This window comes from Xenorhabdus sp. KK7.4, assembly GCF_963876465.1.
GTDB lineage: Bacteria > Pseudomonadota > Gammaproteobacteria > Enterobacterales > Enterobacteriaceae > Xenorhabdus > Xenorhabdus stockiae.
The window spans coordinates 49,018-66,499 of record NZ_CAWNQF010000100.1; the positions used below are offsets into that span (position 1 = coordinate 49,018).

The 17,482-nt window shown below is 35.1% G+C and carries 12 protein-coding genes and 1 pseudogene; 12 read left to right on the plus strand and 1 reads right to left on the minus strand.

The genetic code is table 11. The annotated features are described in order from the left end of the window. Positions 1 to 532: 532 nt before the first annotated feature. The 10 genes from cpxR to AACS90_RS17520 all read left to right on the plus strand — a co-directional run bounded on the left by cpxR (position 533) and on the right by AACS90_RS17520 (position 13,899). Positions 533 to 1,225, plus strand: a complete 693-nt coding sequence (gene cpxR, locus AACS90_RS17480; protein WP_099120888.1) for an envelope stress response regulator transcription factor CpxR — start codon at positions 533 to 535, stop codon at positions 1,223 to 1,225. Continuing rightward, positions 1,222 to 2,592 (plus strand): envelope stress sensor histidine kinase CpxA, encoded by a 1,371-nt coding sequence (gene cpxA, locus AACS90_RS17485; RefSeq protein ID WP_099120890.1) that lies wholly within the window; start codon positions 1,222 to 1,224, stop codon positions 2,590 to 2,592. Before cpxR ends, cpxA begins: the two co-directional genes overlap by 4 nt. Positions 2,593 to 2,897: 305 nt before the next feature. Continuing rightward, a complete protein-coding gene (gene rfbB / locus AACS90_RS17490; RefSeq protein WP_099120892.1) occupies positions 2,898 to 3,986 on the plus strand; it encodes a dTDP-glucose 4,6-dehydratase in 1,089 nt (362 codons plus the stop codon). Continuing rightward, positions 3,986 to 4,876 carry a dTDP-4-dehydrorhamnose reductase gene (rfbD, locus tag AACS90_RS17495; protein ID WP_099120894.1) on the plus strand — a complete coding sequence of 297 codons (891 nt, stop codon included), beginning with the start codon at positions 3,986 to 3,988 and terminating at the stop codon, positions 4,874 to 4,876. Before rfbB ends, rfbD begins: the two co-directional genes overlap by 1 nt. A 47-nt stretch (positions 4,877 to 4,923) precedes the next feature. Beyond that, positions 4,924 to 5,802 carry a glucose-1-phosphate thymidylyltransferase RfbA gene (gene rfbA / locus AACS90_RS17500; protein ID WP_099120896.1) on the plus strand — a complete coding sequence of 293 codons (879 nt, stop codon included), beginning with the start codon at positions 4,924 to 4,926 and terminating at the stop codon, positions 5,800 to 5,802. Between the two features lies 1 nt (position 5,803). After that, a complete protein-coding gene (gene rfbC / locus AACS90_RS17505; protein WP_099120897.1) occupies positions 5,804 to 6,352 on the plus strand; it encodes a dTDP-4-dehydrorhamnose 3,5-epimerase in 549 nt (182 codons plus the stop codon). Positions 6,353 to 6,373: 21 nt separating this feature from the next. Next, complete coding sequence (wecB, locus tag AACS90_RS17510) at positions 6,374 to 7,498, plus strand: non-hydrolyzing UDP-N-acetylglucosamine 2-epimerase (RefSeq protein WP_099120899.1); 1,125 nt, start codon at positions 6,374 to 6,376, stop codon at positions 7,496 to 7,498. A gap of 3,730 nt (positions 7,499 to 11,228) precedes the next feature. Continuing rightward, a complete protein-coding gene (locus AACS90_RS23350) occupies positions 11,229 to 11,453 on the plus strand; it encodes an IS1 family transposase (RefSeq protein ID WP_099120902.1) in 225 nt (74 codons plus the stop codon). Positions 11,454 to 11,617: 164 nt separating this feature from the next. Then, a complete protein-coding gene (locus AACS90_RS17515; protein WP_099120904.1) occupies positions 11,618 to 12,706 on the plus strand; it encodes a hypothetical protein in 1,089 nt (362 codons plus the stop codon). 182 nt (positions 12,707 to 12,888) lie between these two features. Next, positions 12,889 to 13,899, plus strand: a complete 1,011-nt coding sequence (locus AACS90_RS17520; RefSeq protein ID WP_153043642.1) for an IS630 family transposase — start codon at positions 12,889 to 12,891, stop codon at positions 13,897 to 13,899. Here the strand turns inward: AACS90_RS17520 and AACS90_RS23355 are convergent. Beyond that, entirely contained in the window at positions 13,891 to 14,124 is a 234-nt protein-coding gene (locus AACS90_RS23355) for an IS1 family transposase (protein WP_371635192.1), read from the minus strand. The genes AACS90_RS17520 and AACS90_RS23355 overlap by 9 nt on opposite strands. A 471-nt stretch (positions 14,125 to 14,595) precedes the next feature. Between AACS90_RS23355 and AACS90_RS17525 the strand changes: the two are divergent. Then, positions 14,596 to 15,643 (plus strand): annotated as a pseudogene (locus AACS90_RS17525) (IS630 family transposase). A 656-nt stretch (positions 15,644 to 16,299) separates the two neighbouring features. After that, positions 16,300 to 17,415 (plus strand): glycosyltransferase, encoded by a 1,116-nt coding sequence (locus AACS90_RS17530; RefSeq protein ID WP_099120909.1) that lies wholly within the window; start codon positions 16,300 to 16,302, stop codon positions 17,413 to 17,415. The last annotated feature ends 67 nt before the right edge of the window (positions 17,416 to 17,482 follow it).

Consider the following 17,482-nt stretch of genomic DNA (forward strand, 5'->3'; position numbering starts at 1 on the left):
ATATCAACATTATATTTTGCTATTTTTTCAAGCTGCGCTCTAATCGCAACTTAATCAAAATTCTTTGCCACCAAAAGGCCGTACGCCTTCTGATGTTCTGTCTACATATTCGTTATTAATTGCTCATGCAGATACCGTTTTTTCACCAGACCCCACATCAGCTACCACTACTTTTCAGTTAATGTGATTCCCCCAAAGACACAACTATAGTTATAGTTATAGTTACGCAGAGAGTTGCCAGAATCACTGTTGTCGCATGGCAGACAAGCGATGAATCAACCTCAGAGTCGTCACACGTATCCAACAGTTTCGGCTAGAGCAATCATCGTTCCAAGAACGGGTATTGGCGCTAAAACTAACATTGCTATTTTACGCACTTTGGGTAATTCCTCACTTTATCGAATAGCGCTATTCGATTCAGTGCGGGTAATATAGCCCCACGGCTGCAAACTAGCGTCAGAGCATGTAAAAGAACGTAAAGTCATGGAATAGCAAAATTTGTTATCGTATTTTGCTCTCGGAGGAAGAATGAATGCATAAGATATTATTAGTTGATGATGACCGCGAACTGACAGCTTTATTGAAAGAACTTCTTGAGATGGAAGGGTTCAATGTGGTTATCGCACATGATGGTGAACAGGCATTACAATATATAGACTCTTCAATTGACCTTCTGCTGCTGGATATTATGATGCCGCGCAAAAATGGCATTGAAACCCTGAAAGAGCTGCGTCAATATCATCAGACTCCCGTGATTATGTTAACAGCGAGAGGAAGCGACCTAGATCGCGTTCTGGGGCTGGAACTGGGTGCAGATGATTACTTACCCAAACCATTTAACGATCGCGAACTGGTAGCGCGTATACGCGCGATTCTACGTCGTTCCAACTGGAGTGAACAACAAGCCGACAACAGCACACCTATACTGGAAATCGATAAGCTACAACTCAATCCTGGACGTCAGGAAGCCAGTTTTGACGGCGATATTCTGGATTTAACCGGTACAGAATTCACACTTCTCTATTTGTTAGCTCAACATATTGGGCAAGTTGTTTCTCGTGAACATTTGAGTCAGGAAGTATTAGGAAAACGGTTAACACCTTTTGACAGAGCCATAGATATGCATATTTCTAACCTTCGACGTAAATTACCTAACCGGACTGATGAATTACCCTGGTTCAAAACACTACGTGGGCGCGGATACTTAATGGTTTCAGAGAAATGATTAATAGTTTAACAGCGCGCATATTTGCAATCTTCTGGCTAACACTGGCACTTGTCCTGATGGTGGCACTGATGGTGCCCAAGCTGGATTCCCGGCAATTAACTCCGCTATTAGATAGTGAGTACCATCAGGGAAATCAGTTAGCCAGACATATTGAAGCAGAATTGACCCGCCATCCCCCCAGTGATCTGTTCTGGTGGTTAAGGCTGGATCGCGCCATAGTCAAATGGGTGCCACCGGATCAACGCTTATTTCTCGCAACCGGAGAAGGACGCGTTATCAGTACTGAGAAGCGCGATACGCAACTCGTACGCAATTTTATGGGGCAATCAGATAACTCCGACCACCCTAAAAAGAAAAAATATGGTCGTGTCGAAATAATGGGACCATTTTCAATACGAGATGGTGAAGATTACTATCACCTTTACCTGCTTCGCCCGACAAACAGCCCACAATCAGACTTTATCAATCTGATGTTTGATCGTCCTCTTCTGTTACCAGCAGCAACTATGCTCATCAGCGCGCCATTACTCTTATGGCTGGCGTGGAGTTTGGCAAGACCCGCACGTAAACTAAAAAATGCAGCAGATCAGGTAGCAAAAGGTAATTTAAAACAGCACCCAGAACTGGAATCAGGCCCACAGGAATTTCTGGCAGCCGGCAGCAGCTTTAACCAGATGATTAGTGCACTAGAAAGGATGGTAACTGCTCAGCAACGTCTCATTTCCGACATTTCCCATGAACTGCGTACTCCCCTTACCCGGTTACAGCTCGCCACAGCATTATTACGCCGCCGTCACGGAGAAAGCAAAGAGCTGGAACGCATTGAAACAGAAGCGCAGTTACTGGATAGCATGATTAACGACCTGTTAGTACTTTCCCGTAACCAGCATAAAAACGAACTACTGCGTGAAAACATCAAGGCTAACAAGATATGGAATGACATACTGGAAAATGCCAAATTTGAAGTCGAACAGATGCACAAAACGCTGGATATCGTTTCACCTCCCGGCCCTTGGATTATCTACTGTAACCCGGCAGTACTCGGCAGTGCACTAGAAAATATCGTCCGCAATGCTCTCCGCTATTCCAAAAGCCATATTGCTGTTGCATTTAAAGCTGATAACCATGGAGTGACCATTACCGTTGATGACGATGGTCCAGGGGTGAGTCCTGAAGACCGCGAACATATCTTCCGACCTTTTTATCGGACTGATGAAGCGAGGGATCGGGAATCGGGAGGCACAGGGCTAGGCCTGGCGATAGTAGAGACTGCGGTAGAGCAACATCGGGGCTGGGTAAAGGCAGAGGATAGTCCTTTAGGCGGGCTTAGGCTGGTGATTTGGTTACCGTTGCATGGGAGATAGATAGTGACCTGACTAAAATATAGCTAATAACAGCATGTAATAATTAAAGAAAAAAGATTGTTATACTTGACCTTGAAGCGTTGAGGGTCTAATCTCGTCGCAGCTTAACACAAATTGTTAATATGATTATTTTTGTTAAGAGATAAAATTGTTTTATATTAACAAGATAGCCTTTACCAATTCCTAAATAATAGGCACTCTGGGAGCCATAACCTAGTGCGGTAGCTTTTTTCAAAACCAGATTATATATTCCATAGTCCTTCCTTTCCAATTCTGCATTATTAAAATCAACTGAAAACGTAAAAATGAAAATTCTAGTTACTGGTGGAGCAGGCTTCATCGGCTCTGCATTGATTCGGCATATTATAAATCATACTAATGATAGCGTTATTAATGTTGATAAGCTCACTTACGCAGGAAATTTAGAATCCCTCAAAGAAATCGACAATAATCCACGTTATTCTTTTGAAAAAGTAGATATTTGTGATCGCAGCAGCTTAGATAATATATTAGAAGCATACCAACCTGATGCTATCATGCATTTAGCTGCTGAAAGCCACGTTGATCGTTCGATCAGTGGTCCTAGTGAGTTCATTGAAACCAATATCATTGGTACTTACACTCTTCTGGAAGCCACAAGAAATTATTGGCAACAATTGCCAGAAAACAAAAAAAACAAATTCATTTTTCATCATATTTCAACTGATGAAGTATATGGTGATTTACCTCACCCTGATGAAAGTCCCGAAGACTCTTCCCTTCCTTTATTTACTGAAAAAACGGCTTACGCTCCAAGCAGCCCATATTCCGCCTCAAAAGCATCTAGTGATCATTTAGTAAGAGCTTGGCACAGAACCTATGGATTACCAACCATAGTAACCAATTGTTCCAACAATTATGGACCTTATCATTTTCCAGAAAAATTGATTCCTCTAGTTATTCTGAATGCATTAGAAGGAAAGTCTTTACCTATTTATGGTAAAGGAGATCAAATTCGCGATTGGTTATACGTTGAAGATCATGCCAGAGCACTCCACACAGTAATTACTTCAGGAAAAATTGGCGAAACCTACAATATTGGCGGTCATAACGAAAAGAAGAATATTGATGTAGTTCGTACTATTTGCAAAATCCTTGATGAACTAAAACCAAAACTTCAAGGCTCATATCAAGAACAGATTACATATGTAACAGATAGACTTGGTCATGACCGTCGTTACGCTATTAATGCCTATAAAATCAGCCATGAACTAAATTGGCAACCCCAAGAAACTTTCGAAAGTGGGATTCTTAAGACGATTCAATGGTATTTGGATAACCAAATTTGGGTTCAAAATGTGAAAAGCGGCACCTACCAATCTTGGGTTAACGAGCATTATGGAGAAAACAAATAATGCATATACTACTGTTCGGTAAAAATGGGCAGGTAGGTTGGGAACTGCAACGGGCTTTAGCACCTCTAGGAACAGTTACAGCACTCGATTTTACATCAAAAGATTACTGCGGTGATTTCACTAATCCAGAAGGCATTGCAAAAACTGTCCAATTACTTAAACCTGATGTAATAGTAAATGCTGCAGCACATACAGCAGTAGACAAAGCTGAATCAGAGCGAGAGCTAGCCGAACTGTTAAATTTTCACAGTGTAGAATTTATCGCCAAAGAGGCTCAAAAATTAGGAGCTTGGTTGATACATTACTCTACTGATTATGTGTTTGATGGTAGCGGTGAAACACCTTGGAGTGAAAGTGATATTCCATCTCCTCTCAATGTTTATGGTGAGACTAAATTAGCAGGTGAAATTGCAATACAAACTCACTGTAAGAAACACCTTATCTTCCGAACTAGTTGGGTTTATGCAGCTCGTGGTGCCAACTTTACTAAGACAATGCTAAAACTAGGTAAAGAACGAGAAACACTCTCCATCATTAATGATCAATTCGGAGCTCCAACAGGCGCAGAATTACTGGCTGATTGTACTGCTCATGCAATTCGAGTAACTCAAAACAAACCTGAATTAGCCGGGCTTTATCACTTAATTGCATCAGGGGAGACCACATGGTTCAAGTATGCTCAGTACGTATTTGAACAAGCGCAGCAAGCGGGTTCTTCGCTAGCTATCAAAGAAATTAAACCAGTACCAACTTCCGCATTCCCTACACCAGCACAACGTCCACACAATTCCCGACTCAATACTAACAAATTTCAGAAATCTTTCGATCTAATACTCCCTGACTGGAAAGTAGGAATAGATCGCATGCTCATCGAGATTCTGGAACAATAAAATCAGAAAACTGACCGTATTTTATTTTACAAGAATTAATAAATAATATGACAACACGCAAAGGTATTATTCTGGCAGGAGGATCTGGTACTCGCCTTTATCCTGTCACTATGGCTGTAAGTAAACAATTACTGCCCATTTACGACAAACCAATGATTTATTATCCACTAAGCACATTAATGTTGGCCGGAATTCGGGATATCCTAATTATCAGCACTCCTCAAGATACTCCTCGTTTCCAACAACTTTTAGGCAATGGAAATCAATGGGGAATAAATTTAGAATATAAAATTCAGCCGAGTCCTGATGGATTAGCCCAAGCTTTCATTTTGGGTGAACAATTCATTGGTAATGACAGTTGTGCATTAGTATTAGGCGATAACATTTTTTATGGACATGATCTGCCCAATCAACTAGAAAATGCAACTAAACAAGAAAGTGGTGCAACCGTTTTTGCCTATCACGTAAATGACCCAGAGCGTTATGGTGTTGTTGAGTTTGACAAAAAGAATCAAGCGGTTTCATTAGAAGAAAAACCACTAAATCCTAAAAGCAATTTTGCGGTCACTGGATTATATTTTTATGACAATGACGTCATTGATATAGCTAAAAATTTAAAACCTTCTCTTCGAGGAGAATTAGAAATAACTGATGTAAATCGCATTTATCTCAAATGCAATAAACTTTCAGTTGCTATGATGGGGCGTGGATATGCCTGGTTAGATACCGGAACACATGAAAGTTTAATTAACGCCAGTAACTTTATTCAAACAATAGAAGAACGACAAGGGCTAAAAATTGCTTGTCCAGAAGAGATCGCTTATAAAAAGAACTTTATTAACTCTGAGCAACTTATAAGATTAGCAAAACCCTTGTCAAAAAATACTTATGGTCAATACTTATTGAAAATAGTTAGTGGAAAATAAAATGAATGTAATAAAAACTAGCATTCCAGAAGTTCTAATTTTAGAACCACAAGTATTTGGAGATAATCGAGGTTTTTTCTTTGAAAGTTTTAATAAAAAGATCTTTGAAGATGTGGTTGGCTATCCAGTAAATTTTGTACAAGATAATCACTCAAAGTCAACAAAAGGTGTTCTCAGAGGTCTACACTTTCAAAAAGCACCATATGCTCAAGGTAAGCTAGTTCGTTGTACAGTTGGTGAAGTATTTGATGTGGCTGTAGATATTAGACAAAATTCACCAACCTTTGGTGAGTGGGTTGGGGCATATCTTTCCGCAGAGAATAAACGCCAATTATGGATACCGGAAGGATTTGCTCACGGTTTCTTTACAAAAAGCAGTGTTGCTGAATTATTGTATAAAGCAACAAATTTCTATCACCCTAATTTTGAAGATTCTGTAATTTGGAACGATAAAAGCATATCCATTAATTGGCCGATTGGAGATATCATTCCCATTTTATCCCCAAAAGACTCTCATGCCTTATCCCTAGATAATTTAGAATTAAATTAATATTTAATATAAGTAATTATTATGAATCCAAAGAAAATTTTAGTAGTTTTTGGTACACGTCCCGAAGCTATAAAAATGGCTCCACTTATCCACTGCTTAAACTCAGATAATCGTTTTGAATCCAAAATATGTGTAACAGCGCAACATAGAGAAATGTTAGATCAAGTTTTAGAGTTATTTGGTATAACTCCAGACTATGATCTTAATATCATGAAAGCAGGTCAAAGCCTTACAGAAGTTACTACTAATATACTGAATAATATAAGAGATGTCTTAAGAGAATTTAAACCTGAAATTGTTTTAGTTCACGGCGATACAGCAACAACATTTGCTGCAAGTTTAGCTGCTTACTATGAACAAATATCTGTTGGACATGTAGAAGCAGGACTAAGGACAGGAAATATTTATTCACCTTGGCCAGAAGAAGCAAATCGAAAACTAACTTCAGTTTTGGCAAACTACCATTTCTCGCCTACGGATACATCCAAACAAAATTTGATAAAAGAAAATATCGATGAAAAAAACATCATAATCACAGGGAATACAGTGATTGATTCATTATTTTTTATAAAAAATAAAATAGATAATGATCCCAAATTAAAAGAAAAACTATCTTCTTTATTTTCTTTTTTGAATCCAAATAAGAAAATGATATTAGTCACTGGACATAGAAGAGAAAGTTTTGGCGAAGGATTCGAACGTATTTGTCAAGCATTAGTGAAAACTGCTAATAAACATTATAAAGATATTGAAATCGTTTATCCCATGCATATGAACCCAAATGTAAGAGAACCTGTTAATAGACTTTTAAAAGATGTTGAAAATATACATCTAATCGAACCACAGCAATATTTGCCTTTTATATATCTAATGGATAAAGCTCATATAATTTTAACTGATTCAGGCGGAATTCAAGAGGAAGCTCCCTCTCTGGGAAAGCCAGTTCTAGTTATGCGTAATACAACAGAAAGGCCAGAAGCTATACAAGCAGGAACAGTAAAACTGGTTGGCACTGATGTAGAGAAAATAACAGAAGAATTAGACAATTTATTGACTAATAAAGAAAAATATAAAGAAATGGCTTTTGCAAATAATCCATATGGTGACGGAAAGGCATGCCAAAAAATAGTCAATGCCTTAATATAACTATCTTCACTCTAATCATTTTATTTTTCATTAGTTTAATGATAATTAATCTGACAGAAGCCCAAGAAAAATTCCTTGAATTAATGCATCATAGGTGAATGGTGAATACGTGACCGCATCAAAGCTGTGCTTGTAGCACCAGAAGGCTAACTTCCGAGGTTTTGCGTATTCATGAAAATACAGTAAAACACTATCCTGAAAGATTACTTCCTGAATATAAACTCATCCCTGAAAATGGATACTCTGAAAGCCGTCTGTCTACCGAACAAACAACATATGACAGCACGTTTAATACACACCACCGTGTAAATTGTCGCTTATGGCTAGATACGCTGGTAGGTGACATTAACTCTGGGATGACAAAATAGCTTCACCATCAAGAAATTAGTTACAAGAAACCAATATGTATACCCCATAAATTTGGTGCTAATAACGAATAAACAGCAGCAGTTTATTAAGAAACATGCTGAAAAAAACCGGGGGCTAGAATTAAACTATTTTGTTTATTAATGCCGTATACTCTACCTAGTCCACGTCATGTAAGTTACAGCTGGATAAAGCGTGGGAATAGGGGAGTGTTAAAGCAGTCGAAACCAATTTTTTTTCATGTTACTTTGCCAGAAAAAGCGAAAAAACTGACGACTCGACTGACTGAGAATTTTCATTTTAAAACCTGCATCTTCAAGTTAGGTTGGTATAGTAGAGGTAGAACTTTAATCGTGATAAAAGAGGATACTATAGCCGTAATTTATCATGTATCATGATAACACTACTTCTTTCTCTTCAAATAAATATAAGAAAAGGCATCGCATGCAATCCCTAAAAATGGAAAACTCTGGTGATAGAACATCGCTAGGAAATTAAGAAATGTATAATAGTGCTGAAGAAACAAAAGAAGAATACAGACGGCAATACCACTACTGATATCAGCACATTAGTCCATATATGTATCTTGGGATATTTCAAATACGCTCCCAGATAATTTTATAATACTCTGTGCTCGGGAGTTACATAAACTGATGTCAAAGTTGAGTTACACCTCGCTGGAAAAACATCACTTGAAATTTCAGAGAAAACGGATCTGAATTGAGCAATAAGGTCAGCAATGTGCCTCCAGCAGGGTCGGAGTATTGATGGCAGTTTGTGATTTATAATCGTCTTTTGTCAATGATTATTGTAGAAACCATCATGAAAGCCCCCACCTCAGTAATACCTTGGAACATTTCACCATTCCTCAACTTAGTCGTACTAAACAGCGCTCACAAGTCTGTATTCGGATCATCTTGTTTGTGCTGTTATCTATGATTGTGAGTGTTTCAATGCGATTGAGGAATTCGAAAAATTCAAAGATGGCTGGTTCGGACAAGAACCAGCTCTGCTTTAGTTAGATGAAAGTTCAAGATAAAATCGAACGAAATCATCGTACACCCTGAATATTAGCAGCACTGCTGGAGATCTCATCTTAAACGAATAGTGGTACATATTCTTAATGATTGCAACAGGAAGATGTTGAGTAAACAGCAGCTTGATTCCTATCCTCCTTTAATATTCGGATTTACTGTATGGATTTATAATAGCTTTCCAAAATAAAAGAAGAGTACCGGACTAGAAATACCTTTATTCAACGTATATCATCGTACCAAATCAAAAATATGAAGAAAAAAACCATCTGTTATTAAAATGTACAATAAGATAATAGGGATTTATATGGAATGTGAACATTATTTCAATCTCTAATAAAACCATTTAATACAAAACTTTAAATATAAAATTTTTAATCAATAATCATTCGTGAATTTTAAATAGTTTACTTTAAATTAATAGAAACTAATGTTTTTTTCAAGAAATAAGAACCATTTATATATTTACCATATTCATCAACAAATCTCAAATTGGAAACAAATATAGAAATATATTATTTTATATGAAATTTTTTAACTTTATTAATCCACATTCACTATGATTAAAATATCATTATTCTTGGATAAATATGAATGTAATTAAAAACTTAACTATGCCAATTTTTAAAAAATACTTCCCAATAACACTACTAATTAATGCATCTATATTTTTTTACTGCTCTAACATTCTTATAAAAAAAGAATTCCATGATATATATAGTGATTGGGTTTATATGGTTTTTCTTTTAACTCTTTTCCCCTCAATATGTTTTTCTGCTTTTGATTCATATTTAATTAGAAAATCCAGAATAAAAAAAAAATAAAATATTAATACCTAAAAGCCCTCTTTTTTATGCTTTACTCTCTACGTTGTTGTTTAGTTTTTTTTTCGCAATAATCACAAAATTTAATTTTTATATTTTTATATCTTTACTTATTACCGCCGCAGGGATATTTACCTCAATAATACTTAGATTAGGTAGAGAATTTTTAATTTCTCAAATTTTTAATTTCTCTTGGAAACTATTTATATTAGTTATAATATTGTGTCATATAACCTATAATGATGATATGGAACTACATAAGGAGATATTCTATAGCTTAACTTTTGGATATATAATAACTTTATTTTTCTTTATAAGAAAAATAAAGTTAAAGATCCATAAAGATAAATTTGATAAAAAAACCCATTTATCTTTATTATACTCCACTCTATCTATTGCACTTCTATTTAACTATGAAAAAATAGTCATTTCTTTAGCCTTTTCCAAAGACGTATTTGCAGATTACTTTTTTGCATATACTGTCTTATTTTTGCCTATAAATGTAGTAGCATCTTATATATCTCAAGTTGCCCTTGTAGATTTTAAAGATCATAAAAAAAGCATTTCATTTATTGAAAATTGCAATAAGTATATTTTAATAATAACCTCAATTTTAGTTATTTATTTTTCTTTTATCCACTTATTTACAAAGTTTATATCTATAAATATAAGCATCAATTACATGTTTTATTTTTTGTTTTTCTCTTGCTTAAGAGTTTTAGATTCTTTATTTGCATCTCTATTATCATTACATGCAACGCATAAACAAATAGCCAATTTAAATAAATACCCTAACATATATATGCTTATTTTTATTGTGATAATATATGTGTACCCAAGCCTGACACTAGTTTTGGTGTTTCAGCTTTCCTTATGGTTAATAAGAATCTATATATATTACAAAGTTGCTCATAAATTAAACTTAACTACACCGAATAACAAAGGCGAGCAATTTCTATAGTAGAAGTTTTCTTGGATCATATTTCCAATAATTAGATATTGCAGTAAACTCCTTTTTTCGTGATTATGACTTCAAAGAGTTCATTTAGTATTAATTATGCTTTTTAGCGAGGAACGTCACGAAAGAAGTTGCTTGCCAATACTGCGATAAAACAGAACTGGTACGTAATCATAGGACATGTAAAGCGGGTTATTTATACTATTATTATACTGATAATAAATGAGCATAATATAAAAGGTAATTGATAAGGTGGTAAAGGATTCTGGTATCAACAATACAAGTCATGCTTTGGGCATCAACATGAATACGGTTATACAAACTTTAAAAACTCTTCATTCAAGCAGGTAACATCAAGGTAGGATACTTAGAATCATGTCATGTACATTTGCGAATTGGATGAACAAGGCTCTTTCGTCGGTAACAAAAAAACAACGCCATTGGCTTTGGTATTCTTTTTATACAAAAGATACGTTCTCACCTATAAATTTGACCCCGAAACTTGCTGAAAGCGCTTTGATTTATTGGCATCTTTTAATATTCGTTTTATGACGACCGATAACTGGGGAAGTTATGCCCGAGAAATTGAAGCCGAAAAACATTTGGCGATCAACATTTTTACCCAGTGTATAGGGCGACATGGCCTGACGCTTTGTATTTTTATCAAACGATTATCTAGAAAAATTATTTGTTACTTACGCTCAATAGAAATTCATGAAAAACCTATTAGCATCTACATTGAGCAGCATCATTATAACGCTTTGAAGTCATAACTAGTTTATTGACGATATTTGATACAAAACCAAAATTTCATTAATTTTTCTTCTATTTTAATATATTGAAAATTTATTTAGCGCTAAATAAAAATCCATACAATTGGAAAATGAACATTTCAGCTATTGTGATATATTCGGACAATAATCATACATAATTTTATATGAAAAAAAAACATAATTTACTCTATATATTCTCTGTTTTATTACTAGTTATTTCATCAATGCCTTCAATTTTAGGAAATGCATCATATTTTTCTCTCATTATATTTTTATCAATTAACTTTATATTAAACAAGCACAACCCATCAATTTATATTATTTTGTTACTTTTTTCTCTTTTTTATGTTTTAAACTTAATAAATCCAATTTCCTTCGAAGAAGTTGACATTGTTGTTTTTAATTTTTTATTACAAATAATAGCTATTTTATCTATTCCATATAAAAAATTAATTTATGAGAATATAATTTATGATGCTATAAAAATTCAATTGGTATTGAATGTTATAATTACCATATTATGTATAATGGTTGGGAGTGATTTTACATTTGTTGATGCCACATATGCAAAAGGTTTTGACGGATTTTGGGCATTAAAGGGTATATATTCCACACCACAGATTTTAGCAAGCCTTGCATTATTTTTCATAATTTATTCTTATTCAGAACACAAAAATAACAATATAATTTTAAAACTAATTCCTTATGTTATAATTCCTTTAACTCTAAATAGAGTTAATTTTTTCATAGGTTTTTTTATGATCTTGATCAATCAAAAAATAATAAAAATAAAATATTGGTTATTTTTTTCTATCTTATTGGGAGTTGTTTTTTTATTCTTGCTACCACTACTAGGAAGTGACTTAGCTAAAATAAATACAATAGAAAGTAGGCTTTACTTAACTGAAGGTGTTGTTAATAAAATAAACTTCAACTCTTTTATTAATATCACTTTTGGTAATTTTGGAAAAATTGATTTCTATCTAGCTAAATATGATTTAATGAAAAACTACATAGAAAATGGATATGTTTTTATTTTTAAATATTTTGGATTTATTGGCATAATAACTTATTTATTTTTATCAACTTCATTGATTTATTTTCTTTTTATAAATAAAAAACATAATTTATCTATTTTTGCTTTTTTTTATATGTTTATAACACAGTTATTTACACACGAATTCCTCACAATTGCATATATGCAAATCATTTCCTTATTAATATTTTCATGTCAAAAAAATAAATCATCCTAATTTTATTTTACATTAAGAATACTTATTATCCTTAATATATTAAAATTATAAATTCTATTTACTGATAATAGTAAATGTATAAATAACTAAAAATATTAAAATGACTCTGCTCAATATAGATATATACCAATCGCCATTGAAGATGCTTGATTTATTATTCCAACCCAATCATGCTTGCAACCATGAAAATTCATCTGACACCAGAACAAAAACACGCCCTTGAATTGATGCATGATCGCATTAAGGAGGTGCTTTTGGCCTCAGAAGGTTGGACTGCTCAGATGATTGCGCAGGCTTCGCGTATTCATGAAAGTACAGTCAGCCGTCACCTAAAAGATTTTATCGCACAGGAAAAGCTCACCCCAGACAATGGCGGCTCTGAAAGCCATCTTTCTGCCGAAAAAACTATCGACCTGATTGATTATCTGACCGCTAATTTGATGCATACCACGACCCAGATTGTGGCCTATGTCCATGCACGTTGGCAGGTTTCTTTCAGCGTGGGCGGAATGACAAAATGGCTTCACCGCCAAGGTTTCAGCTACAAAAAATCCCAGGGTGTTCCGCATAAATTCGATGTGCATAAACAGCAACAATTTATTGATGACTACAAGGTGCTGAAAGAGGAAGCGGGGCAGAATGAACCGATCCTATTTATTGATGCGGTGCATCCTTCACAGTCCACCAAGCTCAGTTATGGTTGGATGAAAGCCGGAAAAAATCAGGTAAAAATGGTCGAAACCACCGGTAGTCGTACCCGCCTCAATATTCTGGGCACTCTGAATTTACAACGGATTGGAGACACCGTTATCCGTGAATATCCGCGCATCAATGCCGAAAATATCGCGTATTTCTTCGGCGCGCTCCGGGAAATTTATCCCCTTTCGCAAAAACTCCATATTATTCTGGATGAGGCGGGGTCCCCCCGCGCAGAGTTAGTGAAAGAGATTACCTATGTACTTAATATTGAATTGCATTACCTACCACCTTACAGCCCAAACCTCAATCCGATAGAGCGATTGTGGAAGTATATGAATGAGCAAGTGCGTAATAATATCTATTTTCCGGATGCGAAGACGTTCCGTGAAACCCTTCGTCACTTTTTTCATGTCACTGTGCCAGAAAAAGCGAAAGGACTGACGGCTCGACTGACTGATAATTTTCAGATTTTAAAACCTGCATCTTCAAGTTAGATTGGTATAGATATAGATGCTAATAAGTTTTTCATGAATTTCTATTGAGCGTAAGTAACAAATAATTTTTCTAGATAATCGTTTGATAAAAATACAAAGCGTCAGGCCATGTCGCCCTATACACTGGGTAAAAATGTTGATCGCCAAATGTTTTTCGGCTTCAATTTCTCGGGCATAACTTCCCCAGTTATCGGTCGTCATAAAACGAATATTAAAAGATGCCAATAAATCAAAGCGCTTTCAGCAAGTTTCGGGGTCAAATTTATAGGTGAGAACGTATCTTTTGTATAAAAAGAATACCAGAGCCAATGGCGTTGTTTTTTTGTTATCGACGAAAGAGCCTTGTTCATCCAATTCGCAAATGCACATGACATGATTCTAAGTATCCTGACCTTAAGTTAATTAGGCGAAAACCACCCCATTCTGTGTCAGTAAATTAACAATGTGTTTTTCTTTTAGAAGAGGACATCATCATGAACGACTCCGATAAGCATTCTTTTCACTTACACACGGTCAGGATAAAAATGGAAATGCGCTTTATCATAAGAAGAAGATGACACGCACTAAACTCATTGAGTTTCTAACAATGACACCTAAATAGCTTGTCAAAATGGTAGGAGTATCAAAGAAACTCGATCCTAAATTTGCGAAATTTTTGTTCCCAAAACGCAAAATCACAGAAAAAAGGATCGAGTCATGCTTATCATACCACCCACTTCACGCAATGAACGTCGGCAGATGAAAAAAATCGTTCAAAAAAAAATCTGATAAAAATTATGCACGGCGGATCACGGGGATACTTCTACTGGGTAAAACACATTCTGTCCCCCAAGTGGCAGGGATACTGTGTTGCGCTGAATCTTCCGTTTGGCGTTGGCTGAAAAAGTTTAGAGAACAAGAATGGGCGGGCTTACAGAGCTTACCTGCCGGGCGTCATATTCAGTGGCATTTAGCACGTTATCTGCCTCTTCTCTATTATTTTTTAGAGCACTCCCCCCAGCAAGTTGGCTACATCGGTTCCCGCTGGAGTCTGTCGTTTTTTGTGTTTTTACTCAGAAAATATATGCATATTGCGCTTTCCATCAGCACACTTTACCGTTACTTCTGCAAACAAGGCATTGTCTGGCGACGAGCGGCCCCCACATTAAAACACGCTGATCCCGAATATGACGAAAAAATGGCGCGTATTACTGAAGCGCTCTCTCAGGCTGGCGAAAAACATCCTGTTGTTTATGAAGATGAAGATGAAGTTGATATTGATTTTAATCCTAAAATTGGTGCTGACGGGTACTTTAAAGGCCAACAAAAACGGATTGTGACACCCGGTCAAAATCAAAAATATTATTTTACCGGTTGTCTTGATGCCCAAACAGGAAAGATCGTGTCTACGGGTGACACAAGAAAAAACTCGGATTTATTTATCAATATGTTAGAAGTATTAAAACGAACCTATCGTGATGCAGAAACGTTGAGCGTGATTTTAGATAACTACGGTATCCATAAAAGTAAGAAGGTCAGAGAATGGCTGCTGAATAATCCCACCGTGACGTTGCTGTTTCTTCCGGTCTACTCGCCTTGGTTAAACAAAATAGAACGGTTATGGCAATCACTCCATGAAACGGTGACACGCAATCATTGTTGCCAATTTATGTGGCAGCTTATTCGTAATGTGAAAATTTTTTTGAAAAGGGCGTCGTTAACGACTTGGAAAGAAATGAGAAATATAAGAGTCTCATCATTATGACAAACTATTTAGCATGGAAACCTGTGCCTATGCGCATTACATAGCACGGAAAAACCACTTTACCCGTCCTATATTTACGTATCGGTTCTACTTAACTGCAGTATCAGCAAGCAATTTCTATCCTAACGGTCATCATCCTATTTAATACTTATTAAAAATAAAATAGTTAAAATTTTCAATTCATCCATGAATGAGATAAAAAAACCACCACTTTTTTATCCGATAAATAATAAAGCAATACTTTCTAATAAAATCTATTTTTTTCCGAACCGATACAAAATTAATCTCATTTTTGTCTGAAAGAATTTTTAGATATTTTTTAGAAATGATGTGATTCCGCACACCTCCCAATGTTTATGATAATGTAGTTATACGACATTCGAAATCATTTATTGCTACTTATTTATACCATAGTGGTATGTGGTATAAGTAAATTTCTATTGCTCAGTAGGCCAACAAAGTCGATAGAGGTGATATTGATGGCTAGAGCAAAAATTATTTTTAAAAAGTAAGATAGGAGATAGATAACATCAGTTTTGGCTATTTTAATTTTAGCTAAATAGCCACGCCACACATGAATTAAAAAATTAATGCCACAACCGATTTTTCCTATAACTGAATTTTATAAACCATCACCAAAAAGTTAGAACATTAATATGAAAGTTTTATTTATCACAAGACCAACAGTATTTTCCGGCCCTGGCGGGGATACTATCCAACTATTGAAAACTAGACAGCACTTAGAAGAAATTGGTGTGTCTGTAGATATATTTTCAGGAGGTAATATTAATTTTGAAAACTACGATTTATTCCATTTTTTTAATTTAAGAAATCCACAAGACATTCTATATTATGTTCAGCAAGCTGTTAAATATAATAAACCGACAGTACTTTCCACCATATGGGGAAGTTATTATGAATGCGATAAAAAAGCTAGAGTAGGAATACAAAAATGGATATCTAACATCTTTCCAGAAAACTATGTGGAATACTTTAAAACGTCAGCAAGAATAGTAAAAAATTTTAACTACCACAAAGGTACTTTACCCTATTTATTAAAAGGCCATTTAACCTCCCAAAAGGAAATAGTAAATTTAATCGATGTTATATTACCTAATAGCCCTACAGAGCTATGCCGTGTTAGAACAGATATGGATCATAAAAACAAACCTGGAGTTTCTGTTGTCAATGCTGTAGATATAACCACTTTTAACTATGAAGATATAGATTCGTCAAAATATGCTGATCTTCAAGGCTGTCTGTTAAGTGCAGCAAGAATTGAAATAAGAAAATGTCAATTAGATTTAATTAAAGCAATAAAAGGATTACCATATAAACTAGTCATCGTTGGAAAACCTAGCCCAAATAGTTTATCTTATTATGAAAAGTGTAAGAAAGAAGCTGGTGAAAATGTTATTTTCATAGAACATGTATCACAAGAAGAGCTGGCATCTTTATATAAAGTCTGTAAATCCCATGCATTAATTTCATGGATGGAAACTCCGGGACTATCTTCTTTAGAAGCTGGAGTTATGAAATCAAATTTATTAATAACAGATCGTGGTGATACTAGATTTTATTTTGAGGATTTAGCTACATATTGCGAACCTGGAGATATAAAATCTATAAAAGAAGGAATTATTAATGTAATGGAAAGTGAAATAAACCCAGAATTAAAGAAAAGAATTGAATCAAACTTCACATGGCAAAAAACAGCTATTCAAACCTTAGAAGGTTATAATATGGCTCTAAAAATTCACAAAACTATTTAAGGTGTATGGACGTGTTGTAAATATAAATTTAACAGCATGATGATTTAGTATAATCAATTTAACTAAA